26 protein-coding genes are annotated in these 26,058 nt (G+C 71.4%); 19 read left to right on the forward strand and 7 right to left on the reverse strand.

Features of this window, described 5'->3' with window-relative positions; translation table 11 throughout:
• The first annotated feature begins 33 nt into the window (after window positions 1-33).
• The 5 genes from IPK24_09300 to IPK24_09320 all read left to right on the forward strand — a co-directional run bounded on the left by IPK24_09300 (window position 34) and on the right by IPK24_09320 (window position 3,797).
• On the forward strand, window positions 34-360 hold the full coding sequence (locus IPK24_09300) for a hypothetical protein (GenBank protein ID MBK8075745.1): 327 nt from the start codon (window positions 34-36) through the stop codon (window positions 358-360).
• Window positions 361-601: 241 nt separating this feature from the next.
• The gene (locus tag IPK24_09305; protein MBK8075746.1) at window positions 602-796 is read left to right on the forward strand and encodes a helix-turn-helix domain-containing protein; all 195 of its coding nucleotides are present in this window, start codon (window positions 602-604) and stop codon (window positions 794-796) included.
• 300 nt (window positions 797-1,096) lie between these two features.
• Complete coding sequence (locus tag IPK24_09310) at window positions 1,097-1,195, forward strand: AURKAIP1/COX24 domain-containing protein (GenBank protein ID MBK8075747.1); 99 nt, start codon at window positions 1,097-1,099, stop codon at window positions 1,193-1,195.
• Window positions 1,196-1,293: 98 nt separating this feature from the next.
• Window positions 1,294-2,331 carry an NAD-dependent epimerase/dehydratase family protein gene (locus IPK24_09315; protein MBK8075748.1) on the forward strand — a complete coding sequence of 346 codons (1,038 nt, stop codon included), beginning with the start codon at window positions 1,294-1,296 and terminating at the stop codon, window positions 2,329-2,331.
• On the forward strand, window positions 2,331-3,797 hold the full coding sequence (locus tag IPK24_09320; GenBank protein ID MBK8075749.1) for an acyltransferase family protein: 1,467 nt from the start codon (window positions 2,331-2,333) through the stop codon (window positions 3,795-3,797). Before IPK24_09315 ends, IPK24_09320 begins: the two co-directional genes overlap by 1 nt.
• 108 nt (window positions 3,798-3,905) lie before the next feature.
• On the opposite strand, the gene IPK24_09325 is transcribed toward IPK24_09320, so the two are convergent.
• Window positions 3,906-4,658, reverse strand: coding sequence for an HAD-IB family hydrolase (locus IPK24_09325; protein MBK8075750.1), 753 nt, complete (start codon window positions 4,656-4,658; stop codon window positions 3,906-3,908).
• A gap of 174 nt (window positions 4,659-4,832) precedes the next feature.
• Here IPK24_09325 and IPK24_09330 point away from each other — a divergent pair, with 174 nt between their 5' ends.
• The 7 genes from IPK24_09330 (at window position 4,833) to IPK24_09360 (ending at window position 11,343) form a co-directional block, all read left to right on the forward strand.
• Complete coding sequence (locus tag IPK24_09330; GenBank protein ID MBK8075751.1) at window positions 4,833-5,069, forward strand: glutaredoxin family protein; 237 nt, start codon at window positions 4,833-4,835, stop codon at window positions 5,067-5,069.
• Window positions 5,070-5,177: 108 nt separating this feature from the next.
• Window positions 5,178-5,933 (forward strand): redox-sensing transcriptional repressor Rex, encoded by a 756-nt coding sequence (locus IPK24_09335; protein ID MBK8075752.1) that lies wholly within the window; start codon window positions 5,178-5,180, stop codon window positions 5,931-5,933.
• A complete protein-coding gene (locus IPK24_09340; protein MBK8075753.1) occupies window positions 5,930-7,288 on the forward strand; it encodes a glutamyl-tRNA reductase in 1,359 nt (452 codons plus the stop codon). Before IPK24_09335 ends, IPK24_09340 begins: the two co-directional genes overlap by 4 nt.
• 8 nt (window positions 7,289-7,296) lie before the next feature.
• The gene (hemC, locus tag IPK24_09345; protein MBK8075754.1) at window positions 7,297-8,280 is read left to right on the forward strand and encodes a hydroxymethylbilane synthase; all 984 of its coding nucleotides are present in this window, start codon (window positions 7,297-7,299) and stop codon (window positions 8,278-8,280) included.
• The gene (locus IPK24_09350; GenBank protein MBK8075755.1) at window positions 8,277-9,905 is read left to right on the forward strand and encodes a uroporphyrinogen-III synthase; all 1,629 of its coding nucleotides are present in this window, start codon (window positions 8,277-8,279) and stop codon (window positions 9,903-9,905) included. Before hemC ends, IPK24_09350 begins: the two co-directional genes overlap by 4 nt.
• The gene (gene hemB, locus IPK24_09355) at window positions 9,902-10,885 is read left to right on the forward strand and encodes a porphobilinogen synthase (GenBank protein ID MBK8075756.1); all 984 of its coding nucleotides are present in this window, start codon (window positions 9,902-9,904) and stop codon (window positions 10,883-10,885) included. The genes IPK24_09350 and hemB overlap by 4 nt, the downstream gene beginning before the upstream one ends.
• A complete protein-coding gene (locus IPK24_09360; protein ID MBK8075757.1) occupies window positions 10,867-11,343 on the forward strand; it encodes a MarR family transcriptional regulator in 477 nt (158 codons plus the stop codon). Before hemB ends, IPK24_09360 begins: the two co-directional genes overlap by 19 nt.
• On the opposite strand, the gene IPK24_09365 is transcribed toward IPK24_09360, so the two are convergent.
• Window positions 11,312-12,505 carry a type III PLP-dependent enzyme gene (locus IPK24_09365; protein ID MBK8075758.1) on the reverse strand — a complete coding sequence of 398 codons (1,194 nt, stop codon included), beginning with the start codon at window positions 12,503-12,505 and terminating at the stop codon, window positions 11,312-11,314. The two genes, IPK24_09360 and IPK24_09365, sit on opposite strands and share 32 nt — an antisense overlap.
• Window positions 12,506-12,769: 264 nt before the next feature.
• On the opposite strand from IPK24_09365, the gene IPK24_09370 reads away from it, so the two are divergent.
• A complete protein-coding gene (locus IPK24_09370; GenBank protein ID MBK8075759.1) occupies window positions 12,770-15,904 on the forward strand; it encodes an AAA family ATPase in 3,135 nt (1,044 codons plus the stop codon).
• A gap of 29 nt (window positions 15,905-15,933) precedes the next feature.
• On the opposite strand, the gene IPK24_09375 is transcribed toward IPK24_09370, so the two are convergent.
• The 4 genes from IPK24_09375 to IPK24_09390 all read right to left on the reverse strand — a co-directional run bounded on the left by IPK24_09375 (window position 15,934) and on the right by IPK24_09390 (window position 19,284).
• Window positions 15,934-16,209 carry a hypothetical protein gene (locus tag IPK24_09375; protein ID MBK8075760.1) on the reverse strand — a complete coding sequence of 92 codons (276 nt, stop codon included), beginning with the start codon at window positions 16,207-16,209 and terminating at the stop codon, window positions 15,934-15,936.
• Window positions 16,210-16,295: 86 nt separating this feature from the next.
• Window positions 16,296-17,894: a radical SAM protein gene (locus tag IPK24_09380; GenBank protein ID MBK8075761.1), complete on the reverse strand. Its 1,599-nt coding sequence runs from the start codon at window positions 17,892-17,894 to the stop codon at window positions 16,296-16,298.
• Entirely contained in the window at window positions 17,891-18,658 is a 768-nt protein-coding gene (locus tag IPK24_09385) for a prolipoprotein diacylglyceryl transferase (protein MBK8075762.1), read from the reverse strand. Before IPK24_09385 ends, IPK24_09380 begins: the two co-directional genes overlap by 4 nt.
• A gap of 20 nt (window positions 18,659-18,678) precedes the next feature.
• Entirely contained in the window at window positions 18,679-19,284 is a 606-nt protein-coding gene (locus IPK24_09390) for a hypothetical protein (GenBank protein MBK8075763.1), read from the reverse strand.
• Between the two features lie 97 nt (window positions 19,285-19,381).
• Here IPK24_09390 and hemL point away from each other — a divergent pair, with 97 nt between their 5' ends.
• From hemL to ccsB, 6 genes are all read left to right on the forward strand, one after another.
• On the forward strand, window positions 19,382-20,728 hold the full coding sequence (gene hemL / locus IPK24_09395) for a glutamate-1-semialdehyde 2,1-aminomutase (protein ID MBK8075764.1): 1,347 nt from the start codon (window positions 19,382-19,384) through the stop codon (window positions 20,726-20,728).
• A gap of 145 nt (window positions 20,729-20,873) precedes the next feature.
• Window positions 20,874-21,548: a histidine phosphatase family protein gene (locus tag IPK24_09400; protein ID MBK8075765.1), complete on the forward strand. Its 675-nt coding sequence runs from the start codon at window positions 20,874-20,876 to the stop codon at window positions 21,546-21,548.
• A 17-nt stretch (window positions 21,549-21,565) separates the two neighbouring features.
• Window positions 21,566-22,273, forward strand: coding sequence for a TlpA family protein disulfide reductase (locus tag IPK24_09405; protein ID MBK8075766.1), 708 nt, complete (start codon window positions 21,566-21,568; stop codon window positions 22,271-22,273).
• Window positions 22,270-23,010 carry a cytochrome c biogenesis protein CcdA gene (locus IPK24_09410; GenBank protein ID MBK8075767.1) on the forward strand — a complete coding sequence of 247 codons (741 nt, stop codon included), beginning with the start codon at window positions 22,270-22,272 and terminating at the stop codon, window positions 23,008-23,010. The genes IPK24_09405 and IPK24_09410 overlap by 4 nt, the downstream gene beginning before the upstream one ends.
• The gene (locus tag IPK24_09415) at window positions 23,010-24,671 is read left to right on the forward strand and encodes a cytochrome c biogenesis protein ResB (protein ID MBK8075768.1); all 1,662 of its coding nucleotides are present in this window, start codon (window positions 23,010-23,012) and stop codon (window positions 24,669-24,671) included. Before IPK24_09410 ends, IPK24_09415 begins: the two co-directional genes overlap by 1 nt.
• A complete protein-coding gene (gene ccsB / locus IPK24_09420) occupies window positions 24,671-25,663 on the forward strand; it encodes a c-type cytochrome biogenesis protein CcsB (GenBank protein ID MBK8075769.1) in 993 nt (330 codons plus the stop codon). Before IPK24_09415 ends, ccsB begins: the two co-directional genes overlap by 1 nt.
• On the opposite strand, the gene IPK24_09425 is transcribed toward ccsB, so the two are convergent.
• On the reverse strand, window positions 25,651-26,058 hold the full coding sequence (locus IPK24_09425) for a PLDc_N domain-containing protein (GenBank protein ID MBK8075770.1): 408 nt from the start codon (window positions 26,056-26,058) through the stop codon (window positions 25,651-25,653). The two genes, ccsB and IPK24_09425, sit on opposite strands and share 13 nt — an antisense overlap.

Raw genomic sequence — 26,058 nt, forward strand, 5'->3', positions numbered from 1 at the left:
GTTTCTGACAGCCGGGCGTGGTCTCATGGATGGATGTCCCGGGTGACGCTGATCCACTACCTCGCCGAGGTTCGGGAGCGCATGTCGTATTCGCCGACGATCATGCTCGCCGTGCTGGGGTGTCTGTTGGTCGCCCTGATGCTGGCCCTCGGTGGCAGCCGGTGGGCGGCGGCCGCGCTGGTGCCCCTGGCCGGCGCCTGGTTGATGGCCAATCAACTGGTCGAGGGGCCGACCTTGCTGGCGCTGTCGTGGAATCACGGCATCACCGCGGCCGACGTGCTGTCGATGGCGGCCCTGATGGTGGCGTTCTGGCGGCTGTGGCCACCGATCGTCCGCCTGTTGGACGGTCCGACGCGGTGAGCCGGCCGACCCGAGGCCGATTCGGGGCTCCTGGGGTGTGAGCACCGTCACCGGTGTCGCTGCAGGTCACGGGCGCTGTCGCCGAGTCCGACACGACGGCGGTTTCCCATCTGTCACGCCTGCCTCTAGTGTGCTCCTCAGTTCCACCAGTGGCGTGAGTTCGATCAGTTGGACCAACGCAACGCAGACAGGCCGTCCCGGGGGTGTGCCGGCCGAGGCACGAGGGGTTGGTGCTCAGGTAATGCCCGGTGATTTCAACGACGTTCGGTTCCTGACCGTGGCCGAGGTCGCGTCGATCATGCGCGTGTCCAAGATGACGGTGTATCGGCTGGTGCACTCCGGCGAGATGCCCGCCGTCCGGGTGGGACGTTCGTTCCGCGTACCGGAGTCGGCGGTGCACGACTATCTGCGCCACTCCTACGTCGATACCGCCTGAGTTCGACGAGGCAGGCGTCGGCGGTGGGTCTCGATCCGACCCGCTGGACGGCTTCGTGGCGCCCGCGTCCGGTGATCCTCACCCCGCCTCGGGTGGTGTCGGGTGATCCCGGGTCGAAGCAGGTCGAATAGTTGTCCGCGGCGGCCGTCGCCACCGTGTCGGCCGGGTAGGCTGACGCAGATCGGGTGCCGCCACCGGTATCCGCTGCTCTGCTGCTCGTCCGCTCTCCCTTCGGGTGAATCGGGCGCGTCGCCGGACTGCATCCCTATCGAGTGTCATCCGTACCGACTGCGAGGTCCCGTGGGCTCCGTCATCAAGAAGCGCCGCAAGCGCATGGCCAAGAAGAAGCACCGCAAGCTGCTGCGCAAGACGCGCCACCAGCGCCGCAACCGCAAGTGACCAGGCGGGTCGGCCGTCCCCGACGGCCGGCCGACCCGGCACGGTCGCATCCGACGCTGTCCGACCTCGACGCGGCACCTTCCACACCAGGGGCAACGATGGGGCGAGTGGTTCTCGTGACGGGGGTCTCGAGGTATCTGGGGGGGCGTTTCGCCCATCTCCTGACCCGTGACCCCTCGGTCGAACGTGTCATCGGCGTGGACGTCGTCCCGCCGACCCAGGACATCGGTGACGCCGAGTTCGTGCGCGCCGACATCCGCAACCCGGTGATCGCCAAGGTGATCGCCCGGGCGGAGGTCGACACCGTCGTCCACATGAACGTGATCGCCACCCCGACGGGTGCCGGCGGGCGGGTCTCCATGAAGGAGATCAACGTCATCGGCACCATGCAGCTGCTCGCGGCCTGTCAGAAGTCGCCGAGTGTGCGCCGGTTGGTGGTCAAGTCGACCGCCGGCGTCTACGGCTCGAGCCCGCGCGATCCGGCCATGTTCACCGAGGAGACCGGCGCCAAGGTGTTGCCGCGCTCTGGATGGGCCAAGGACTGCGTCGAGGTCGAGGGCTACGTCCGCGGATTCTCGCGGCGCCGTCCGGACGTCGAGGTGATCACCCTGCGGCTGGCCAGCTTCATCGGCCCGCAGGTGCGTACCCCGCTCACCGACTACTTCACCCTGCCGCTGGTGCCGACGGTGCTGGGGTTCGACGCCCGGCTGCAGTTCATCCACGAGGACGACGGCCTCGAGGCGTTGCGCCGGGCCACCGTCGGCGAGGTGACCGGCACGATCAACATCGCCGGGGACGGCGTGATCACGCTCAGCCAAGCGGTGCGGATGGTGGGGCATCCCTTCGTGGCGGTGCCGCACAAACTGTCCGGCGTGATCGGCCAGTTGGTCCGTCGGGCCGGTCTGGCCGACTTCTCGCCCGAGCAGGTGCGGTTCCTGTCCTACGGCCGGGTGATGGACACCACCCGGATGCGTGAGGTGCTGGGCTTCTCGCCGGGGTACACCACCCGTGAGGCATTCGTCGATTTCGTCCGCGGCCGCGGTCTGCACGGACCGCTGTCCCCTGAGGTGGTGGCGCGCGTGGAGCACGGATTGCTCGGCGTCTTGACCCATCAGGACCAGAAGGCGGGTGCCTGATGGCCGAGGGCACGCACGGACACGCCACGGCACGCACACGCGCGAGTTCCGCTGTGATCGCAGGGGCCGAGCGCGCCTCCGGTGAGCGGGCGCGCCGCCGCCGCCGGACGACGCCGCTGCTGGCCGACCTCGAACCGATTCCTGAATCGGTTCAGGAATCGGTTCAGGAATCGGTTCAGGAATCGGTTCAGGAATCGAGGCCCACCAAGGCCGCGAAGCCCCGTACCGCGGCCTCTGCTCAGGCCGCGATGCCGGCGCAGGCACCGAAACAAGCACCGAAACAAGCACCGAAACCGGCCCGGACCTCGAAACCGGCGCCGGCCTCGAAGCGAGCACCTGCCGCCCGACCCGCGCCGGCCTCACCGCCCGACTCGCCACCCACCTCGACGCCGACCTCCACGCCGACCTCCACGCCGACCCGGACACCCGGCCCGCCACCGCGATCCGCGGTGATCGGTGCGTCCCGACGGGCGAAGGCGGCTGCGGCGCCGCGACGTCCAGCTGCCCGGCAGACCTCGGGGGGCGAGCGCTTGGTGGCGGTCGCGGATCTGGCGGCCGAGGCCGGTCAGCGGATCGTGGAGGCCATCGAGCAGGAGGGCGCCGGTGCGGCCGGCAGCGGCGGTGCCCGTGACCTCGAGGGCCGCATCGTCGAGATCCTCGCGTTCCTGCGGCGTCGGCTGACCGGTGACTACGCCGTCGACGAGTTCGGCTTCGACCCCGAACTGACCGAGACCGTGTTGCTCCACCTGACCCGGGTGCTCTACAAGCACTGGTTCCGGGTCGAGGTGCGCGGCATCGACAACGTGCCGTCCACCGGCGGTGCCCTGATCGTGGCCAACCACGCCGGCGCGATCGCCCTGGATGCCGTGATGGTGCAAGTGGCCTTGCACGACGAGCACCCCGAGCATCGCTTCCTGCGCTCCCTCGGCGCCGACCTGGTGTTCTCGGCGCCGGTCCTGGGTGAGTTGGCGCGCAAGACCGGGGCCACGTTGGCCAACAACGCCGATGCCGAGCGGCTGCTGTCCTCCGGCGAGGTGGTGGGGGTCTGGCCCGAGGGGTTCAAGGGCATCGGCAAGCCGTTCAGTGAGCGGTACAAGCTGCAACGCTTCGGCCGGGGCGGTTTCGTGTCGGCCGCGCTGCGCACCGGGACGCCGATCATTCCGTGCGCGATCGTGGGCTCGGAGGAGACCTACCCGATCATCGGCAACATGCCCGCGGTGGCCCGGCTGCTGGGGGTGCCGTACGCGCCGATCACCCCGACGTTCACCCTGTTGGGGGTGCTCGGGGCGATCCCCTTGCCGAGCAAGTGGCTGATCGAGTTCGGCGCCCCGGTGCCCACCGACCATCTCGGCCCTGCGGCCGCCGAGGATCCGATGCTGGTCTTCGACCTCACCGATCAGGTGCGCCAGACCATCCAGCAGACGCTCTACCAGCTGCTGGTGCAGCGCCAGTCGGTCTTCTTCTGACCCCCACCCCTCGGTGATCATGCAATCCGTGCACGTTTTGTGCATCGTTTGCATGGTCACGACGGCTTTGTGCACGGATTACATGATCACCGAGGGGTCAGCAGGGCATCACCGAGGGGTCAGTGGGTCAGGGGTGGGGGTGCGGCGGCGTCGGACCGCCAGGGCGCCCATGGCCGCGCCCACGGCCATGCCGGTGAGCAGCGTCGCCGGGACGCCGATGCGAGCCGCCTTGCGGCTGGTGCGGAAGTCGCGGATCGTCCAGCCGTTGGTCCGGGCGTGGGCGCGCAACGCGGCGTCGGGGTTGACCGCCACCGGACGTCCGACCAGCGACAGCATCGGCAGGTCGTTCGTCGAGTCGCTGTAGGCCGAGCAATCGGCGAGGTCCAGACCCTCGAGGGCTGCCAGGGCGCGCACCGCATCCGCCTTGGCCTGGCCGTGCATGATGCCGCCCACCAGCCGGCCGGTGTATGCGCCGTCGACGACCTCGGCGACCGTGCCCAACGCCCCGGTGAGCTCGAGCCGACGGGCGATCACCTCGGCCACCTCGACCGGGGTGGCGGTGACCAGCCAGACCTGATGCCCGGCGGCCATGTGCTCGCGGGCCAGCGCATAGGGGCCGGGCCAGATCTTGTCGGCCATCAGCTCGTCGTAGATCTCCTCGCCGATGGCTCGCAGCTCGGTGACCCGGTACCCCTCGACGAACGACAGTGCCTTGGCCTCGATGTCGGCGACGTGGTCCAGGTTCTCGCCCAGCATCAGGAAGTTGATCTGCTGCCAGGCGAAGTGGGCGATGTCGCGCCACGTGAGCAGCTTGCGCTGATAGAGGCCTCGGGCCATCTGGAAGATCGAGGCGCCGCGCATGATCGTGTTGTCGAGGTCGAAGAAGGCGGCGCGTGGCGGTTCGTCCGACGGCGGCTCGCCGGCCTCGGGCGGGACGGCGTCCCCGATCTCGACCACGGCCTCACTCTAGGCGGGACGGGCGGGACAGGACGGGGGTCTGCGGTCCCTTGTCGTCCATCGCACTAGGCTGGCCCGATGGCACGCATCACCCTCATCGGCAAGCCGGGATGTCACCTGTGTGACGTCGCCCAGGAAGTGATCGAAAAGGTCAGTGCCGACACCGGGACGACGTGGGAGAAGGTCTCGATCGACGACGACCGCGCCCTGAAGCGCAAGTACTGGGACAAGATCCCGGTGATCATGGTTGACGGGGGCGAGTTCGCGATGTACCGCGTGGAGGAGCAGGGGCTGCGGGCCGCTCTCGACCGCTGACCGACGACGAGGTGTGAGTCGTCGGGACATCCCACGATCGACTTTGTGCATTCGTTCACAAGTGCCTAGGCTGGCGGGACACCCCAGGTCGAGGAGTTCGTCCCACTCGTGTCCACCGACAGAGCCCACCGATTGCCCGGTGCTGCCCGATCGCTGCGTCCGGCGGTACCCGAGGCCACGGTCGCCCGATTGCCGGTCTACCTGCGGGTCCTCACGCTGCAGGCCGAGGACGGTGTCGAGACGCTCAGCTCGGAGGAGCTGGCCACGGCGGCGGGGGTGGGTTCGGCCATGGTCCGCAAGGACCTGTCGCACCTGGGGTCCTACGGCACCCGAGGGGTCGGCTACGAGGTCGACTACCTGATCTACCAGATCTCGCGTGAGCTGGGTCTGACCCAGGATTGGCGCGTCCTGATCATCGGCGCCGGCAACCTCGGCCACGCCCTGGCCAACTACGGCGGGTTCGCCTCCCGCGGATTCCGGGTGGTGGCGCTGCTCGACGTGGACGCCGGGCGGGTGGGCGAACAGATCGCCGGCCTCCGGGTGGGCTCCATCGACCACCTGGAGCAGGTCGTGGCGGACGCCGGGGTCCACATCGGGGTCCTCGCCCTGCCCGCCGAAGCGGCCCAGGCCACCTGTGACCGGCTGGTCGAGGTCGGCGTGTCCAGCGTGCTCAACTTCGCCCCCTGCGTCCTCGAGGTGCCCGACGGCGTCATGGTGCGCAAGGTCGACCTGTCCACCGAGCTGCAGATCCTCGCCTTCCACCAACAGCGCAAGGCCTTCCACTCCGAACGCCACTCCGACCGCCACTCCGAACGCCATGGACCGGCCGATGGCCGTCACGTGCCGCTGGCGGAGGCGCTGTGACCAATCCGCTGGTGGTGGGCCTGTCCTATCGCACCGCTCCGTTCGGCCTGCTGGAACGCGCTGCGCTCGATGCAGCCTCCTGCCGTGCGCTGGAGCTGCGGCTGTGCGGCGCCGAGCACGTGTCCGAGGCCGTGGTGCTCTCGACCTGCAATCGGCTCGAGGTCTACGCCTCGGTCGACCGGTTCCATGCCGCGCTGGCGGCGGTCGGTGACCTGCTCGCCGAGGTCACCGGCGTCCGGCTGGACGACCTGACCGAACACCTCTACGTGCACTACGAGGGGGCGGCGATCGAGCACCTGTTCGCCGTGGCCGCCGGGCTGGACTCGATGGCGGTGGGCGAGCAGCAGATCCTCGGCCAGGTGCGGGGCGCGCTCAGGGCCGCCCAGGACGGCGGGACGGCCTCCCGGCGACTGATCCCCTTGCTGCAGACGGCGTTGCGCGTCGGCAAGCGCGTGCACACCGAGACCGACATCGACCGCACGGCCGTCTCGCTGGTCGAGACCGGGTTGGACGCCGGCCGCGCCGTTCTCGGCCCGCTGGAGCAGACGCACGCCCTGGTGCTCGGCGCCGGGGCGATGAGTGGCCTGGTGGTGGCCACCCTGCAACGGGCCGGGGTGGGCACCCTGACGGTGATCAACCGCACCCCGGAACGTGCCGAACGACTGGCCGCCGCCGCCGGCGGCTCGGCCCGGCCGTTGGCCGACCTGGCCGCCGCGCTGGCCGAGGCCGATCTGGTCATCAGCTGCGCCGGCGCGGGTGGTTACCTGGTGCGCCCCGAGGCGGTGGCCTCGGCCGGGTACGGGCGCTCCCGCGGGCAACAGGTCTACCTCGATCTCGCCCTGCCCCGGGACATCGACCCGGCCATCGGCGCCCTGGACGGCGTCCGGTTGATCGATCTGGCCCAACTCGGCGACCTGGTGGCCGACGCCGACCGGGCCCCCGGGGTCGAGCAGGCGCGCACCCTGGTCGCCGAGGAGGTCGAGGCCTACCTGGTGGCAGCGGCCGCCCTGGACGCCGCGCCGACGGTCGCCGCGTTGCGCGAGATGGCCCGTGGCGTGATGGATTCCGAACTCACCCGGCTGCGGGCGCGACTGGGGGACGACGTCGATCGGCGCACCCTGGCCGAGCTCGAGCGCGCCGTCCACCGGGTGGTGGAGAAGCTGCTGCACATGCCCACGGTGCGGGTGAAGGAACTTGCGGGCGAGCCCAACGGTTCGGTGTATGCCGAGGCCTTGCGCGAACTGTTCGGCCTCGACCTGGGCCGCCGCGTGGCGGCCGTGAGCACGCTGAGTCTGACGGCCGAGTCGGGCTCGGCCGAGGTGAGCCTCACGATCGAGGGGGTGGGTGCGCCGTGACCCGCGTGTTGCGCCTGGGTACCCGGCGCTCGGCGTTGGCCCTGGCCCAGTCCGGTTGGGTCGCCCGCCGGATCGAACAGGCTGCCGGTGGGGCCGTGCGGGTCGAGTTGGTCGAGGTGACCACGGAGGGCGACACCTCGACGGCGCCCCTGACCAGCTTCGGCGGGGTCGGGGTGTTCGTGTCGAGCCTGCGTACCGCACTGTCGGCCGGTGAGATCGACCTGGCCGTGCACTCGTTGAAGGACCTGCCCACGACGCCGGCCCCGGGACTCGTGGTCGCAGCGATCCCCCCGCGGGAGGACCCCCGCGACGTGCTGGTGGCCCGCGACCGGGCGAGTCTGGCCGAGTTGCCCGCCGGCTCGCGGATCGGCACCGGTTCGCCCCGGCGCGCGGCCCAGTTGCGGGCCATGGGGTTCGGCCTGGAGATCGTCGACCTGCGGGGCAATGTCGACACCCGGATCGCTCGGGTGCTGGGCTCGCCCACCGGGGCGGCCGGTGACCTGGACGGCGTGGTGCTCGCCCGGGCCGGGTTGGTGCGGCTGGGCCGCGACCACGAGGCGAGCGAGGTGATCGATCCGCTGGTGATGCTGCCCGCCCCCGGTCAGGGCGCCCTCGCCGTCGAGTGCCGCGATCCGTCGGCCGACGCCGACGCAGCGCAGGTCGTGGCGTTCGTGAGGCCTCTGGACGACGCGAGCACCCGGGCGTGTGTCGAGGCCGAACGCGCCCTGCTGGCCACGCTCGAGGCGGGCTGCGCGGCGCCGCTGGGCGCGCTCGCCGAGATCGTGGACGACGAGGACGGTGAGCAGCTGTGGCTTCGAGCCGTCGTCGCCTCGGTGGACGGCAGCCACAGTCTGCGGCGTTCGGCACTGGGTGCTCCCACCAGCGCCGCGAGCATCGGGGTGGCCCTGGCCGCCGAACTGCTCGCCGAGGGAGCCGGTGAGTTCGTCGGTCGCCACCCGGTGGCGGCAGTACGTGGGGAGGTGGAGCGGTGACCTCCGGGCAGAGTTCGGGTCAGACGCCGGGGGCGGGGTCGGTGTGCTTCGTCGGGGTCGGTCCCGGCGACGAGGGTTTGCTCACCCTGCGGGCGGTCGAGCGGCTGGCCCGGGCCGACGTGGTCGTGGTCGATCAGCCCGGCCGCACCGCCCTGATCGCGACCTATTGCCGGCCCGACGTCCAGGTGCTGGACGCCGGCTTCGGTGACGACGGCCAGCCGATGACCCGCAATGCGCGGGCCCGGCTGGTGGTGCGTGCGGCGCGGACCGGCGCCACCGTGGTGCGGCTGCTGGACGGCGATCCGACCACGATCAACGGTCTGGACGGCGAGATCCGGGCCTGCCGCAAGGAGAACCTTCCCTTCGAGGTGGTACCGGGGGTCTCGGCCGTGACCGCCGTGCCGGCCTATGCCGGGGTCGTGTTGACCGCCGCCGGGGTGGCCGGGATCCACATCGTGCAGCCGGACGACGAGACCGACTGGTCGCTGCACGCCGGCCCGGCGACCACGTTGGTGGTGCTCGGGCCGGTCGCCGCGCTGCTCACCGCGGTGAGCCGGTTGCTGGCCGCCGGACGGGCACCGGACACCCCGGTGGCGGTGATCACCGAGGGCACCACGGTGCACCAGCGCACCGTCACCACCACGCTGGCACAGGTGACGCAGGTGGTGCCCGGTGCCCTGGCCGGGCCGGCGCCTCGGCGGCTGGTCGCCGTCATCGGCCGAGCCGCCGGTATGGCCGAGGGGGCGCGCTGGTTCGAGCAGCGGGCGCTGTTCGGCTGGCAGGTGCTGGTGCCGCGGACCAAGGAGCAGTCGGCCCCGCTGACGGCGTTGCTGGCCGAACACGGTGCCCTGGCACAAGTGGTGCCGACCATCGCCGTCGAACCGCCGCGTTCGCCGGCCCAGTTCGAGAAGGCCATCACGGGTCTGGTCACCGGGCGGTATCGCTGGATCGGGTTCACCTCGGTGAACGCCGTACGCGCCGTCCGCGAGAAGGTCGAGGCCTTCGGGCTGGATGCCCGTGCGTTCGCCGGCGTCCAGGTCGCAGCGGTCGGTGGGGTCACGGCGACCGCCTTGCGGGCGTGGGGGATCGAGCCTGACCTGCTGCCCGCCGGGGACGTCGAACAGAGCTCGGCCGGGTTGCTGGAGATCTGGCCCGCGGTCGATGAGCTGCTCGACCCGATCAAGGGAGTGTTCCTGCCGCGCGCCGACATCGCCACCGACACCCTGGTGGCGGGGCTGGGCGAACTCGGCTGGGACGTCGACGATGTCACCGCCTACCGCACGGTGCGCGCGGCGCCACCGCCCGCGGAGGTCCGTGAGGCGATCAAGAGTGGCCGCTTCGACGCGGTGCTGTTCACCTCCAGCTCGACGGTGCGCAATCTGGTCGGCATCGCCGGCAAGCCGCACCCCACCACGGTGGTGGCCTGCATCGGCCCGGCCACGGCGAAGACCGCGCAGGAATACGGGTTGCGCGTGGACGTGCTCGCCCCCGAGCCGAACGTCGCCGCGTTGGTGAGGGCGCTGGCCGAGTACGGCGACTGGCTGCGTGCCAGTGCGGCCGAGGCCGGTGAAGAGGTGGTGCGCCCGAGCCTGCGGCGGGCTTCGTCGCGGCGGCGGGCGCGATGAGCGGCTATCCGGTGCAGCGACCCCGGCGATTGCGAGCCGGCGAGCCGATGCGCCGCCTGGTGGCGCAGACCCGGTTGCACCCGGCCGAACTGGTGTTGCCCCTGTTCGTCGCCGAGGGGGCTCGTGAACCGCGGCCCATCTCGTCGATGCCGGGCGTCGTCCAGCACACGCGGGACTCGCTGCGTAAGGCGACTCACGAGGCGGCCCAGCTCGGGTTGGGCGGGGTGATGCTCTTCGGTGTGCCGCTGGTCAAGGACGAAACCGGTTCCGGCGCATGCGATCCGGACGGCGTGTTGAGTGTGGCGGTGCGCGACGTGGTCGCCGAGGTGGGCGATGACCTGGTGGTCATGGCCGACCTGTGCCTGGACGAGTTCACCGACCACGGCCACTGTGGCGTGCTGGACGAGGCCGGACGGGTGGACAACGACGCCACGCTCGAACACTACGCGCGGATGGCCGTGGTGCTGGCCGAGGCGGGCGCGACGATGGTCGGGCCCAGCGGCATGATGGACGGCCAGGTGCGCGCCGTCCGGACGGCGCTGGACGCGGCCGGACATCTCGACACCGCGGTGCTGGCGTACGGGGCCAAGTACGCCTCGGCGTTCTACGGGCCGTTCCGTGAGGCCGTCGGGTCCTCGTTGACCGGCGACCGACGCAGCTATCAACAGGATCCGGCCAACGGTGACGAGGCGCTGCGCGAGGTGGCCCTGGACATCGCCGAGGGGGCCGACATCGTGATGGTCAAGCCGGCGATGGCCTACCTGGACCTGGTGCGCCGAGTGGCGGATGCCGTATCCGTCCCCGTTGCGGCCTATCAGGTCTCGGGTGAGTACGCGATGATCGAGGCAGCCGGGGCGCAGGGCTGGGTGGACCGGGATCGGGCGGTGCTGGAATCGCTGACGTGCATCAGGCGGGCGGGGGCTTCGGTGATCTTGACGTATTGGGCCGGCGAGGTGGCGCAGTGGCTGGGCGCGCCGTGACGGCCGAGCCGCGGTGGCTGAACGCCTCCGAACAGCGGGTGTGGCGGGCCTATCTCGACGTGACCCGGATGGTGAACGAGCGGCTGGGACGCCAGCTGGCCGAGGACAGCCAGCTGTCGTTGGCCGAGTACGAGATCTTGGTGCAGCTCTCCGAGAGTCCGGATCGCCGGTTGCGGATGTCGGAGCTCGCCGAGCGCGCCGTGAACTCACGGAGCCGGCTGACGCACACCGTCTCGCGGATGGAGGCGCGCGGCATGGTGCGCCGCGAGCCCTGTCCGGAGGATCGGCGCGGCGTCTGGTGTCTGCTGACCGACGACGGGTTCGCCGTCATCGAGAAGGCGGCCCCGGGCCATGTCGAGGCGGTGCGCGCGGCGGTGTTCGATCTGCTGGACGGCGCCGAGACCGAGGCCTTCGGCGTGGCGTTGATCACGCTTCACGAGCAGCTGCGCGGGTCGTGACGTCGACCGCTCGCCGGGTGGGTGTGGCGGGTAGGTAGTAGGCGCGAAGTGGCTCGAACCCGTTGAACCACACCGAGGAGTACGACGTCGTGTAGGCGCCGGTGGCCAACAGATCCAGCTGGTCACCCTCGCGCAGATCGACGGGCAGCGGGTAGGGCGTGTCCTCGTAGAGCACGTCGAGGCTGTCGCACGTCGGCCCGGCCAGTACGGCGGGCGCCGTCGGGCCGTGGGGACGCGGGCAGCGGATGCGATAGCGGATGGACTCCTCGGCGGTCTCGGCCAGTCCGTTGAACATGCCGATGTCGAGGTAGACCCACGGGTGGCTCTCACCGTCGCGCCGCGAGATCAGGACCACCTCGGTGCGGATCACGCCGGCGTCACCGACCAGGAAGCGCCCCGGCTCGACCATGAAGCGCAGCCCCGGGTGGTGGGCCAGATGACGGTCGATGGCGGCTCCGATGCTCGCGCCGTACACGGTGACGTCCGGGGTGGGGGCCAGGTGCGAACTCGGCAGGCCACCGCCCAGATTGACCGTGGTCAGGGCGATGCCGTCGGCGGCGAGTTCGTCGGCGACGGTGGCGATCTGGCACAGCGGGGCATCCCAGGACTGCACGTCGTGTTGCTGCGATCCGACGTGGAAGCCCATCCCGACCGGGTGTCCCGCCGCAGCCGCCCGGCGCAACAGGGCGAGGGCATCGGCAGGGCCGCACCCGAACTTGCGGCTCAACGGCCAGTCGGCGCCGGCCCCGTTGGTGGCCAGGCGAATCAGCACGGTCGAGCCGGGAGCCTGTCGAGTGATCTTGTCGAGCTCGGCGACGCAATCCGCGGTGAACACGGTGACCCCGAGCTCGGCGGCGACGCGGATGTCGCGCTCCTTCTTGACGGTGTTGCCGTAGGAGAGTTGGCGCGGGGCGGCACCGAGATCGAGGCAGAGCTCGACCTCACCGAGACTGGCCACGTCGAGGTCGCACCCCAGATCGATGAGCAGGCCGAGCACCGCGGGATCCGGGTTGGCCTTGACCGCGTAGTAGGCGGCGGCCTGCGGCAGGGCTTCGCACAGCGCCCGGTACCGCTCGGCGACGACGTCCAGATCGACGACCAGGAACGGGGTCGGCAGGTCGGGGCGCCGGCAGAGGAACTGCTCGATGCGAGCGGTCGGCAGCGCCGGTGCCGCCGGTGCTGCCGGTGCCGGTTCAGGCGGGTACATGACCATGGCGTCCTTCTCGGGAGGGTCGGACGGGTCGTCGGTTCGCCCGCGTCTGGTGGGCAGGAGGCGCGGAAACGCCCGGCGATACACCTGACGCCCGGCCGGCACGAGCGCGCCGGTCGAGTGCGGCACGGTCCACGTGGTCGATTGGTCCGAACATCCCAGCCGGTGCCGGCCACTCGCCGGGTGGCTGTCGGTGGGCGCTGTCACGATGGGGCTGTGCCGCAGACACAGCTGATCGGCCGGCAGCGCGAGCTCGCCGGGCTGCTCGCGCTGCTCGGGTTGGGGCCGGGGCCCGGCGATCCGGACGTCGGCACCACCTCACCTGTCGCCGTGCTGCTCGGTGGTGATGCCGGGATCGGCAAGACGCGCCTGCTCGACGCTCTGGTCGACGCGGCGCGTGAGCGCGGTTGGCGGCCGTTCATCGGGCACAGCCTCGACCTGGCCGAGAGCGGATTGCCCTACCTGGCCTTCTCCGAGGTGGTGGCCCGGATCGGGGCCGAGCTGCCCGAGGTGCTCGCCGAGGCGACCGCGACCCACCCGGCGCTGGCCCGACTGCAGCCCGGACGCCGCGTGCTCGGCGGGCCGGTTCGGCTCGAGGCCGATCGCGAGGCCCTCGACCGGGGCGCGCTGTTCGAGGCGGCACGCGATCTCATGTCTCGGGTCGGCGGGCACGAACCGGTGCTGGTGGTGCTCGAAGACCTGCACTGGGCCGACTCCTCCACCCGCGATCTGCTCGGCTTCCTGCTGTCCCGGCCGCTGGACGGCCGAGTGATGTTCGTGGCCTCCTATCGCAGCGACGACCTGCACCGACGGCACCCGTTGCGGCCCTACCTGGCCGAGTGGGGACGCCGTCGCGGCGTCCACCGGGTGCAGCTCGACCCGCTGCCGCCACAGGACGTGCATCGCCTGATCACCCGGCTGCACCCGGATCCGTTGCCCGCGGCCCAGGCCAACAGCATCGTCGAACGGGCCGAGGGCAATGCCTTCTTCGTCGAGGAGCTGCTCGGGGCGCTGGCCGGCTCCGACGGGCAGCCCGGCAGTGCGCTGCCGCTGAACCTGGCCGATCTGCTGTTGGTCCGGCTCGACCAACTGGACGAGGACGCCCGCCAGGTGGTGCGGGTGGCCGCGGTTGCCGGGCGCCGCGTGAGTCATGGCCTGCTCGCCGCGATCTGCGGATTCCAGGCCGCGCGGCTGGACGAGGCGGTGCGTCGCACCATCGAGATGAACATTCTGCGGGCCGACGATCAGCACTACGCGTTTCGGCATGCCCTGCTGGCCGAGGCAGCCTATGACGACCTGTTGCCGGGCGAGCGGGTGCGGCTGCACGCCCGCTACGTCGAGGCACTGACCGATCGCCGCGGCACCGGAACCGCCGCCGAACTCGCCCGCCATGCTCACCGTGCCCTGGACCGGCGCACGGCACTGGCCGCCGGTGTCGAGGCGGCGCGAGAGGCGATGTCGGTCGGTGGCCCGGACGACGCAGCGCGGCACTACGAGGCCGCGCTCGAGTTGTTGGCCGACCCCGTGCTGGCTCGCGAACAGTTGGTGGGCCTCGGCGAGGAGTCCGGTGATCCCGAGTCGGCCGCGGCCGAGTCCGGCCGCCTCGAGCCCGCCGTGGTCGCCACCGAGGCGGTCGAGGCGTTGATGGCCGGTGGGCACGTGGTGCGAGCGGCCGCGCTGGCGGCCGAGCAGCTGGGCCGGCTACCGGTCGAGACCTCTGCGCCGGGGCGAGCCCGGTTGCTCTCGGCCCGGGCCCTCGCGCTGAGTCTGATCGAGCCGGACGAGGACCCGGTCGCCGTCTCGGCCGAGGCGGTGCGGTTGCTGGGGGAGGCCGACACCCCGTTGCGGGCCAAGGTGCTCGCCGCCCACGCCCGGATCCTGGCGCAGGCCGGCCGGGACGACCAGGCCCGCCGGACCGCCGGGGAGGCCGTGCGGCTGGCCGACCAGCTCGGCTGGGCCTGGTTGGCCGGCGACGCGCTGACCACGATCAGTCGTGCCGGTCGGCGGCAGGTCGGCCCCGAGCGTCGTGCCGCGTTGGTCGAGGCCATGACGCGCTCACGTCAGGTGGGCAACCGCGCGGCCGAACTGCGCGGCGGGTTCTGGCTCGCCTTGTCCTACCTGGTGACGGCGGAGTACGTCGAGGCCGAGGCCAGCCTGCGCGCCGGGGTGACGCTCGGCGCCGACCTCGGCACCCCGTGGGCGCCCTATGCCTTCGAGTGCCGGTGGTACCTGGCATGGGTGTTGCTGCGTCAGGGCCGCTGGGACGAGGCGCTCGACGTCCTGGCGGACCCGCACCACAGCGCCCCGCCGATCGCCGGTGCCCTGCTCGACGCCCTCGCCGTCCAGATCGCCGTGGCCCGTGGCGAGCCGGAGGGCGTCGGCCGGCTACCGGCGATGCGTCGGTTCTGGCAGGTCGAGGGGTTGCTCGCGGTGACGTCGGCCGGCGTGGAGATCGAGGCGGCGGGCCTGGCGGGGGAGCTCTCGCGGGCCGTCGAGGCGTATCGCCACGTGGTGGCGGTGATGAGCCGGGTCTGGCACCCCTTGTTCCAGGCGCGGTTGCGGTTGGCCACCACGGCCCTCAGCGTGATCGCCGATGGGGCGCAGCATCTGCCCACCGCCCGGTGGGCCGAGATGAGCGAGGTGGCCGACGAACTGGCCGCCGACGTCGAGCAGGTCTTCGCCGACGCCGCCCACCCCGGGGTCGAGACCCTGGCCTGGGCGGGGCTGGGTCGCGCCGAACACGCGCGCTGGCACTGGCTGACCAGCCACCACCCGGAGCCCGACCACCACAACCAGCACAACCAGCACAACCAGCACAGCCAGCGCGACCAGCGCAGCCGAGAGAGCCACGACAGCCATGACCGCCACGACAGCCACGATCTGAGTGCCGAGCAGCTCGTGGCCGGGTGGACCGACGCGGTGGCCGGGCTCGATCGGTTCGGCGACGTGCACCTGGCTGCCCGGGCTCGGGTGAGCCTCGCCGAGATCCTGATGGCCACCGGCGAGGCGGACGCCGCGAGGCGGGTCGCGGCATCGGCCGGCGAGGTGGCCCGTCGGCTCGGTGCGCAGCCCCTGCTCGATCGGCTGGCGCGACTGCCCGGCGGGACGAGCGCGGCTCGGGCGGGCTCGGGTCGCAACGGCCGGGGGAGCCCCCTCGTGCTCACCCCGCGCGAGCACGAGGTCTTGGAGTTGGTCGCCCTGGGCCGCAGTAACGGTGAGATCGGCGCGCGGCTGTTCATCAGCACCAAGACGGTGAGCGTGCACGTGTCGAACATCCTGGCCAAGCTCGGTGCCTCCGGGCGCACCGAGGCGGCGGCGCTGGCCCGCCGGCAGGGCCTGATCGAGATCTGAGCGCGGCAGCCGGTGCGGCTCCGCCGGGGTCAGGTCAGTCGCAGCACCGCGGCCGCGACCCCGGTGAGGCCCGCGATGGCCAGCACGCTCAGATAGGCCACGACCAGCCGGATGTCGCGCAGGAAGCAGCGGGACCGGGTCAGGCCACGGCGCCAGGCCCGGGTGTAGCCCACCAGGCCGAGGACGGCGAAGACCACCAGCGTGACCGGACCGCCCAGCCAACCGAGCAGGGCGATGGTGGCGAAGATGCACAGCCGCAACGGGTCGAAGGGTGCCGGCGCGGCCTCGAGGTGCTGGTCGAGCAGGGGCGGCGGCACACCGGGCGGGAGGTATCCGGACGGCAGATGATCGCTGGGGTCACCGGGTGGTGTCGGTGTGGGGGTCGGCGCGCTCATCGGGTCACCTCGGTCAGCGGGAGGTCCACAGCAGGGGGCGCTGCGGCCGCGCTGGACAGTCGCTGCCGGGCCAACGCCGGCCAGGCCTGCACCGCGCAGAACGGGGCGCATTGGTCGGCGTCGTCCTCGCTGCGAGTGCCGACGTGCACACAGCACTGCATCAGCCGCTCCTCGATCATGGTCGACAGGTCCATGAACGGTTTGACGGTGATGCGTGTGATCCTCTGGGCCAGAAGCCGTCTCAATCGATCCTGCTGGCCCGGCAGCCGACCCGCCGCCAGCGTGGCCAGGGTGCCGACGCCCAGGTCGCACTGGGTGCAGATGGTGCGCCACAGGTCACCGGTGCGCGGGTGCGACAGCGAGGACTGGTCCGAGAGCAGGTCGAGCAGCGAGGACTTGACCGCCTCGCGCAGCGCACTGGGCAGGGTCGAATCGGCCACTCTGTTCGCCAACAGGTCGGGGTCGAGGTCGAGCCAGGACTTCAGCCGGTCGTGGCCGACCAGACCGGCCAGCGAGCGCCAGGTGCCGGCGTCGTCCTTGACCAGGTAACCCACCGAGGCGCAGTGCGGGTGCGAGCAGGGCAGCGCGGTGAGATCGTGCCAGCTCACCTGGCCCCCGGTCTGGGCCTCGAGCCGGGCCAGTACCCCGGTGTGGGTCAACCGGTTCGAGGCGTCGATCGGGTTCGCCCGGCCCGACCCGAACACCGGCTGGATCGCGACGCCGCCCACGAAGGGCGTCTGCAACGCGCGCAGCACCACCGCGCCGATCTCGCCGTCGTTGACCCCGAGTGCCGCGGTCATGGTGAGCGTGGTGAACACCTCGGCCTCGCTCAGCCGGGTGATGGCGGCTTCCTTGAACCGGGTGAGGTCGGCGCCGCGGTGGTGGATCGAGGACTGCGCCGACGGGCCGTCGTACTGTAGGTAGACCTCGACCCGCTGCCGGTGACGTCGTAGCAGGGCCAGCAGTTCGTCGTCCTCGGCGATGCGCAACCCGTTGCTGTTCAGCAGGATTCGCACGATCGGTCGAGCCACCAGCTCGTCGAACAGGCGGTCGAGTTCGGGGTACAGGGTCGGCTCGCCACCTGAGAGCATCAGCACGTCGAGACGGTTACCCTCGCGGGCCAGTCGGGCGTCCACATTGGCCAGCACGGTCTCGACCGATGCCACCCCGCGCAGCTGCGGCCCCGAGGCGGTGAAACAGGTCGGACAGCGCAGGTTGCAGTGTTCGATCACATCGGCCACCAGGATGCAGGTGTGCTGGGTCTGCATCGCCGGCAGGCCGTGGGCGTAGGCCGCCGGGATCGGCCGGAAGTTCGAGACCTGATCGGGCACATGGGATTTCGTCGGTGCCTGCCACTGTTCCAGGTAGCTCAGGATGTGCGGCGACTCGTCGTAGTAGGTGCGCACCAGGCCATGGTCGGGGCAGCCGCGCTCGAGCCAGACCGCCCCGTCGCGTACCACGAGCCAGCCGGCGAGCCGGCGCACGTCGTCCAGCGGTCGTTCGGGATCGTCGGCGTGGCACTGCGGACAGAACGCGGTGACGTAGCGATGGATCCGGTCGCCGCGCAGGGGGCGGCCGGGTGAGAGCCCGGTCATGTCACCCTCCCCGTGAGCGTCGAGGTACGGACCCGGATGCCGGCCGCGCGGCGGGCGAGCAGCGGCGCGCTGACGAGCAGGAACAGTTGCGGCCGGGTGAGGCCGGCCCAGACGACCTCGTTGCCGCGGACGAACTCGACGCCGAACCGGAAGATCGCATAGGCCGCCACGTAGCCGATGAACAGGTCGCCACGTCGGGTCAGCGCATCGCGCAGCCGCCAGATCACCAGGAAGGCCACCACGTGGAAGGCGATCTCGTAGCCGAAGGAGGGGTGAAGTGCGATCCCGGCCGGGGCGCCGAGGAGCTGCGCCTGCTCGGGCGGCAACGTGATGCCGAATCCGGTGCCGGTCGGCGTCCCGGGGCGTTCGGTGAGCAGGCACCCGATGCGTCCGAGGGCCATGGCAGCCGCGACCGCCGGGGCGAACAGGTCGCCGGTGCGCTCGCGGTAGCCGGTCAACCGCTTGCCCAGGTGGACGCCGCCCCAGGCGCCCACCAGGCCCGACAGGATGCTGCGGTTGCCGTACACCCACTGTTCGAGCAGTGAGGCGTTGGCGCGTAGATCGACGTGCTGGAACCAGGTGCCGAGCCGCGCCATCAGCGCACCGCCTGCGAGCGCCAGGGCGACGATGACCCACATCCGGTCGTCGGTGACGCCTCGGCGCCGCACCTCGTGGTGGAACAGCAAGGCCGCGACGGCGACCCCGAGCGCCACGAAGGCGCCGTGGACCAGGTCGCTGCCTGCCGCCGGGATCCCCGAGACCACAGCGATGGAGATCACCACGATCACGCGGTGGAGAATGCAGCCAGCAGGGCCAGGCACGAGCCGCCGGCAATGAGCACCGCGACCCCCACCGAGATCAGCAATCCGGTGCCGAAGCGGCGGGTGCGTTCCTGCGCCGTGAAGACGATGCCGGCGATCAGCAGCCCCAGCGGCAGCAGGGCGACCAGTCCCGCGGAGGGCCCCAACCAGCTCTGGTTGCCGATCACCACGAGCGCCACCACGGTGAGCAGCAGGCCGCCGCAACCGACGCCGACCCCGGTGAGTCGGCTGGGGCCGGTATCGATGGACGCGGCCTGCGGGTAGCCCGGCGCGGTGGGGTGGCCCTGACCCGGCGCACCGGGAACGCCGGGTGCACCGGGCTCGTCCGACCACGTGGCCCAGGTGTGCGGCTGGTACGGATCCGGTGCCGGCTGGTAGGGGTCAGGCGGTGGCGTGGCCGGCGTACCCGGGGTGCCGTCGTCCGGCTCGGGCGGGGGTGGCGGTGGCAGTGGCGGCATGCTCATGGCGATTCCCTCACACCCAGCCGAACGGCCCGAAGAGACGATGACGGTGACCAGGATGGCGCTTCCCGTGGGCCGGGCCACCACGGCCGGTACGGCGATGGCCACCAGCCCGAGGGTGCCGACTCTCGACTGCGGCGCGTTCGGTGAGCGACCGCGGTGGCCTCGACATGGGCTCACCGTAAGGGCCTGACAGACTGGCCGGATGAGTAGCAGTACCTATCGGGGTGTCTTCGCGCAGGAGGCGCCGGCCTCGGCTGCACTGTTCGAGCGGGCGCTCGTCGTGACCCCGGGCGGCGTGAACTCCCCGGTGCGTGCGTTTCGCGCCGTCGGGGGCACGCCACGGTTCATGGTCAGTGGCCACGGGCCGTATCTGCGCGATGCCGACGACCGCGAGTACGTCGACCTGGTGTGTTCCTGGGGGCCGATGATCCTCGGCCATGCCCACCCGGCGGTGCTGGACGCCGTCCGGCACGCCGCGGCCCAGGGTTTCTCGTTCGGCACCCCGAGTGAGAACGAGGTGGCCCTCGCCGAGGAGATCGTGCGCCGGATCGAGCCGGTGGAACAGGTGCGGCTGGTCTCCTCGGGCACCGAGGCGACGATGAGTGCGATCCGGTTGGCCCGCGGCTTCACCGGGCGCCCGGTGATCGTGAAGTTCGCCGGGCACTATCACGGGCACGTCGACGCGCTGTTGGCCGCGGCCGGCTCAGGAGTGGCCACCTTCGCGTTGCCGGACTCGCCCGGGGTCACCGGCGCCAGCGCGGCGGACACCCTCGTGCTGCCCTACAACGACTTCTCCGCTCTGGAATCTGTCTTCCGAACGCACGGTGACCGGATCGCGGCGGTGATCACCGAGGCCGCAGCCGGCAACATGGGCGTGGTGCCGCCGAGGCCGGGCTTCACCCAGGCCCTGCGGCGCGTCACCGCCGAGCACGGTGCACTGCTGATCAGCGACGAGGTGATGACCGGGTTCCGCTGCTCGCCGGCGGGCTGGTTCGGCATCGAGGGCGTGGTGCCCGACCTGTTCACCTTCGGCAAGGTGATGGGCGGTGGGTTCCCGGCGGCCGCGTTCGGGGGCCGGGCCGAGATCATGAGCCGGCTCGCGCCGTCCGGGCCGGTCTACCAGGCGGGCACGCTCAGCGGGAATCCGGTGGCGACCGCGGCCGGGTTGGCCACACTGCGCCACTGCGCCGACGAGGTCTACACCCACCTGGCCGCTGCCGCCGAGCGGCTGTCGGGCGCGGTGCACCAGTCCTTGGACGACGCCGGCGTGCCGCATGTGATCCAGCACGCGGCCAGCATGTTCAGCGTGTTCTTCACGCCCGAGGGTGTCGAGGCCGTCACCGACTACGACACCGCCCGCCGGCAGGATACCGAGGCGTTCAAGGCCTTCTTCCACTCCATGCTGGCGCAGGGGGTCTACCTGCCACCGAGCGCTTTCGAGTCCTGGTTCCTCTCGGCGGCGCACGACGACGCCGCGCTCGACCGAGTGATCGCAGCCCTGCCGGCCGCCGCCCGAGCCGCCGCCGATGCACGTCCCAACCCGCGGTGATCATGCAATCCGTGCACGTTTCGTGCACGGATTACATGATCACCGCGGGTTGGGGAGGGGTAGGTAGGGGACGTTGCGGCATCGGGGCGGGGGCGGAGATGGGCCAGGTTCCGCTCGTCCCCACTCGGCCTGAGAGGATGTCGGCGTGAGCACGCGCACCGTCGTCCATCTGTTGCGTCACGGCGAGGTGGAGAACCCGAACAAGGTCCTCTACGGCCGGCTGCCCGACTACCACCTGTCCGAGCGGGGACGGGCGATGGCCGAGCGTGCGCGGGAGTACTTCGTGACCGAGCTGGCGGCCCGGGCCGACGACGGGATCGACCCGGTGATCGCCCGCGTGGTCGCCTCGCCGATGGAGCGCGCGCAGGAGACCGCGGCCCCGCTCGCCGCGGCGCTGGGGCTCGACATCGCCGTCGACGGCCGGCTGATCGAGGCCGCCAACGTCTTCGAGGGCAAGCGATTCGGCATCGGGGACGGCGCGCTGCGCGAGCCGAGCGCCTGGCGTCACCTGTACAACCCGTTCCGCCCCTCCTGGGGCGAGCCCTATGCCCGGGTGGCCCAGCGGATGCACGCCGCGCTGGCGGCAGCGCGTGAGGCCGCACCGGGGCGACACAGTGTGCTGGTCAGCCACCAGCTGCCGATCTGGATCGCCCGGCTGGCAGCAGAGAAGCGCCGGCTGTGGCACGACCCGCGGCGCCGCCAGTGCAACCTGGCCTCGGTGACCTCCTTCCACTACGACGACACACAGCTGGCCCTGATCTCCTATGCCGAGCCGGCGGCCGACCTGGTCGCCGGGGCGTCGACGGTGTCCGGGGCCTGAGGAGGACGACGAACGCAATGCGCCTGCACACCCGGGGACGGTCGAGCCTGCTCGCCGCCGTGACGATCGGCCTGATCGTGGTGCTCGGGTCGGCCGGCTGCACCGGCTCATCCGGTCAGAGCTCGGCCACCACGGGCACGGGCATCGACTACACCGGCGCCGACGGGCTCATCCGGGTGGTCGACCCGAGCCGCCGCGAGCAGCCTGTCGCCCTGTCCGGCACCACCCTCGAGGGCGCGCCGCTCGACCTGGCCTCCCTGCGGGGGTCCGTGGTGGTACTCAACATCTGGGGTTCGTGGTGCTCGCCGTGCCACAAGGAGGCGCCCGACCTGCAGCGCGCCAGCACGGACCTGGCCGCTCGCGGCGTGAAGTTCCTGGGCATCGCCAGCGAGGTCAGCAACGACCCGGCGGCCGCACTGGCCTTTCAACGGACCTACAAGATCACCTATCCCAGCTTGCTGGACGACACCAAGCGCGCCGTTCTCGCGTTGCGCGGCTCGGTCGCGCCCGGGGCCGTTCCCAGCACGCTCGTGATCGACCCACAGGGACGGATTGCCGGCCGGATCTCCGGCGGCCTCACCTACAACACCCTGACCGCCGTGGTGGCCTCGGTCCTCGACGGCATACCGCTCGTGATCTCTCCTGGGACCACGGCGACGTCGTCTGCCACGTCCGCTCCGACCTCCTCTGCCACGTCGTCGCCCGCACCCACGGGTACGCCGTGAACCCGGGCGCGACGGTTGCCGACGGCTCGCTGCTGTTCGCCGTCCCCATCGCCGTGGCCGCAGGTCTGGTCTCGTTCCTGTCGCCGTGCGTGCTGCCGCTGGTGCCGGGCTACCTCGGTTATGTCACGGGGCTCAGCGGTATCGACCTGGAATCACGGCGTCGGGGACGCATGGTCGCCGGAATGGCGCTGTTCGTCCTCGGGTTCACCGCGGTCTACGTGCTCATCGGCGCCACCACCGGGGCTCTCGGCGGCCTGCTGATCGAACGCTCCGCCCTGCTCAGCCGGATCCTCGGCGTGATCACGATCGGGTTGGGCCTGGTCTACATCGGCATCATGCCGCTGCTCGGCGGCGAGCGCCGGCTGGACGTGCGGCCCGCGGCGGGCTTGGCCGGTGCCCCGCTGCTCGGCATCGTGTTCGGTCTCAGCTGGACGGCGTGCACCGGGCCGACGCTCGCGGCGATCCTGGCGCTGACCCTGGACGACGCCAGCGCCACCCGCGGCGCCGTCCTGGCCACCGCCTATTGTCTGGGGCTCGGCGTCCCGTTCGTGGTCGCCGGCCTGGCCTATCGCCGGATGCTCGGAGCGCTGGGCCTCGTGCGGCGGCACCGGGTGCTGGTCACTCGGTTGGGGGGCGGGATGTTGATCGTGGTGGGCCTGCTGCTGGCCACCGGGCTGTGGGGGGACTGGATGCAGCGGATCCAAACCTGGGTACTCGACTTCGAGACGGTGCTGTGATGGCGACCAGTACCCGACCCGAGGCCGAGGGCGCCTTCAGCGAGTACGACGCCGACGCCCCGATCACCCAACCCACCCTGAGCCTCGGCGGCTGGCTGCGCTGGGCCTGGCGCCAGCTCACCAGCATGCGCACCGCGCTGCTGTTGCTGTTCCTGCTGGCCATCGCTTCGGTGCCCGGCTCGATCGTGCCGCAGAACCGTGAGGACCCCAGCCGGGTCATCGACTATCTCGACGAGCACACGACGGTCGGCCCCTGGCTCGACCGGCTGGGTTTCTTCGACGTCTACACCTCGGTCTGGTTCTCGGCGATCTACCTGCTGCTGTTCATCTCACTGGTGGGTTGCGTGCTGCCCCGGGCGCGGCTGCATCTGCGGGCGATGCGCTCGGCTCCGCCCCGAACGCCGCGCCGGTTGGAGCGGCTGCCCGACCACCTCACCCTGGCCGCGCCGTCCGGGGCGAGCGCCGGCACAGCCGACACCGTCCTGGACGCCGCCCTGGTCGCGCTGCGCCGTCGGCGCTACCGGGTGGTCGACAACCGGGGGTCTCGGGACGACGCCAGCATCTCGGCGGAGAAGGGCTACTCGGCCGAGACCGGCAACCTGCTGTTCCACCTCGCGCTGCTCGGGCTGCTGGCAGCGCTGGCGTGGGGGTCCCTGGCCAGCTACTCCGGTCAGGCCGTGGTCGTGCAGGGCGGCACCTTCGCCAACACCGTGATCAGCTACGACTCCTTCAGCGCCGGCCGGCTGATCGACACCGGCACCCTGCCCCCCTTCACGGCCGAGCTGACCGACTTCAAGGTCGAGTTCGAGACCGGATCCCAAGCCGGTCAGATGGGCGCCCCTCGAGAGTTCCAGGCCACCTTCTCGGTCGTCGACGAACCCGGCCGGGCGCCGCGCACCGTCACGGTCAGCCCGAACCACCCCCTCGACGTCAACGGCACCCGGGCGTTCCTGGTCGGCAACGGGTACGCCCCGATCATCACCGTCACCGACGGGCAGGGCAACGTCGCCTACCGCGGCCCGGTGATCACCCGGCCGCAGGACGGCAACTACAAGTCGCTCGCCGTGGTCAAGGTTCCGGACGCCACGCCGCGCCAGATCGCCCTGGTCGGGGTGTTCCTGCCCACCTACGACCTGCAGGACGGCGTCCCGGTGTCGCTGTTCCCGCAGCCGCTCGAGCCGCGGCTGATGGTGAACGTGCTGCTGGCCGCGCCGGGTCAGGACGGCCTCGAGTTCCGCACCGGGGTGCCGCAGTCCGTGATGCGCCTGGGCGGCTCGATGACCACGGCCAAGACGGCAGATGGGCAACCCCTGAAGGTGTTGCTCGCCCCGGGCACCACGGCGCCGCTGCCGGACGGCGCAGGATCGGTTTCCTTCGACGGACTGACGCGCTATGCCGCCCTGGACATTCGGCGGGATCCGTCGAAAGGCTGGGCGCTGGGTTCGGCGCTGCTGGCGCTCGGCGGGGTGACCGCCTCGCTGTTCGTCCGCCGTCGCCGGGTCTGGGTGCGTGCCACGCCGGATGAGGACGGTCGCCTCATTCTCACCGTGGCAGGGCTGTCCCGCGGGGACGACGCCACGCTGGGCGCCGAGGTGACGGCCATTGCCCGGGCTACGCTGCCTGACGGGGTGGCGCAGACGTCGACGACGAGGGAGTCCTGATGGCCATCGAGCAGAATCTGGCCCAGCTGAGCAACGTCCTGGTGTACTCGTCGATGGCGGTGTACACCGGTGCCTTCGGGGCGTTCGTGGCCGATCTCGGGGCGCGCGGCGCCCGGGCGGGGTTGGAATCGGCTCGGCTCGAGGCCCGGGAGCTGGCCACGGTCGGCGCCCCGGCCGGTGCCGATCCGGACCTCGTGATCGAGGCCACGGCCCGGCCCGAGGAGGCACCGCCACGTCGCCGGGCGCTGGGCATCGCGATGTCGCTCACCTGGCTGGCGTTCGGCCTGCACCTGGCCGCGGTCGTGACTCGTGGGATGTCGGTGCAGCGGGCGCCCTGGGGCAACATGTTCGAGTTCGCCACCACCGGGGCGGTGGTGGTGACCGCGGTGTTCCTGGGGGTCCTGCTCAAGCGCAAGGTCCACTACCTGGGCACCTTCGTGATCGGTCCGGTGCTCCTCACCCTGGGCCTGGCGGTCAGCGTGTTCTACTCCGAGGCCGCCCAACTGGTGCCGGCGCTGCGCAGCTACTGGCTGTTGATCCACGTCTCGGTCGCCTTCGTCGCGTCCGCGTTGTTCACCCTCGGCTTCTCGACCTCGGTGCTGCAGCTGCTCCAGGAGCGCCGTGAGCTCACCCGGGCGGCCGGTGGCACCCCGCGCCGTGGCCGGTTCATGGACGCGCTGCCCGGCTCGGCCGATCTCGAGCGCTCCAGCTACCAGCTGCACATCGCCGCATTCCCGTTGTGGGGGTTCACCCTGATCGCCGGCGGGATCTGGGCCGAAGCCGCCTGGGGCCGGTACTGGAACTGGGACCCCAAGGAGGTCTGGAGCTTCATCATCTGGGTCGTCTACGCCGCGTACCTGCACGCTCGGGCCACCCGCGGGTGGGAGGGCCGTCGCGCCGCCTACCTGGTGATGTTCGGCTACGCCTGCCTGCTGGCGAACTTCCTGGTGGTCAACTTCTTCGCGGTGGGCAAGCACACCTACGCGCGGTGATCCCCGCCGTCCGGCCCGTCGGTGGTGTCGGCCGGCTCAGCCTCGTCGTCGGTCGATTCCGGCGGCGCCGGCGGGGCGGGCGGGACGACGGGCGGCGGTGGCGTGGCCGGTGGCGGCGTCTGATCGGGACGGCGAACGCGCAGTGAGCGCAAGAACTCGGGGTCGTCATCCGGGGCGACCACCCGGCGTCCGGGCGGTCTGAGACCGGCAGTCCCCGGGGGAGTGACCCGGCCCAGAACCAGGTAGGCCACCGCTCCGGCCAGCGGCATCACCACGATCGCGACCAGCCAGAGAACCTTGGGCAGCCCCCGGATCTCACCCGGCCGGCTGCGCAGACAGTCGACGAGCGCGTAGATGGCCACCCCCACCGTGACCAAAGTGATGACTACGCGCAT

It is taken from the genome of Kineosporiaceae bacterium (genome assembly GCA_016713225.1).
Taxonomy (GTDB): domain Bacteria; phylum Actinomycetota; class Actinomycetes; order Actinomycetales; family Kineosporiaceae; genus JADJPO01.

Coding starts and splice junctions, on each gene's coding strand:
- IPK24_09300 (MBK8075745.1), top strand. CDS start 34: ATGTCCCGGGTGACGCTGATCCACTACCTCGCCGAGGTTCGGGAGCGC.
- IPK24_09305 (MBK8075746.1), top strand. CDS start 602: ATGCCCGGTGATTTCAACGACGTTCGGTTCCTGACCGTGGCCGAGGTC.
- IPK24_09315 (MBK8075748.1), top strand. CDS start 1,294: ATGGGGCGAGTGGTTCTCGTGACGGGGGTCTCGAGGTATCTGGGGGGG.
- IPK24_09320 (MBK8075749.1), top strand. CDS start 2,331: ATGGCCGAGGGCACGCACGGACACGCCACGGCACGCACACGCGCGAGT.
- IPK24_09325 (MBK8075750.1), bottom strand. CDS start 4,658: ATGCGCGGCGCCTCGATCTTCCAGATGGCCCGAGGCCTCTATCAGCGC.
- IPK24_09330 (MBK8075751.1), top strand. CDS start 4,833: ATGGCACGCATCACCCTCATCGGCAAGCCGGGATGTCACCTGTGTGAC.
- hemB (MBK8075756.1), top strand. CDS start 9,902: ATGAGCGGCTATCCGGTGCAGCGACCCCGGCGATTGCGAGCCGGCGAG.
- IPK24_09380 (MBK8075761.1), bottom strand. CDS start 17,894: ATGACCGGGCTCTCACCCGGCCGCCCCCTGCGCGGCGACCGGATCCAT.
- hemL (MBK8075764.1), top strand. CDS start 19,382: ATGAGTAGCAGTACCTATCGGGGTGTCTTCGCGCAGGAGGCGCCGGCC.
- IPK24_09405 (MBK8075766.1), top strand. CDS start 21,566: ATGCGCCTGCACACCCGGGGACGGTCGAGCCTGCTCGCCGCCGTGACG.
- IPK24_09415 (MBK8075768.1), top strand. CDS start 23,010: ATGGCGACCAGTACCCGACCCGAGGCCGAGGGCGCCTTCAGCGAGTAC.
- ccsB (MBK8075769.1), top strand. CDS start 24,671: ATGGCCATCGAGCAGAATCTGGCCCAGCTGAGCAACGTCCTGGTGTAC.
- IPK24_09425 (MBK8075770.1), bottom strand. CDS start 26,058: ATGCGCGTAGTCATCACTTTGGTCACGGTGGGGGTGGCCATCTACGCG.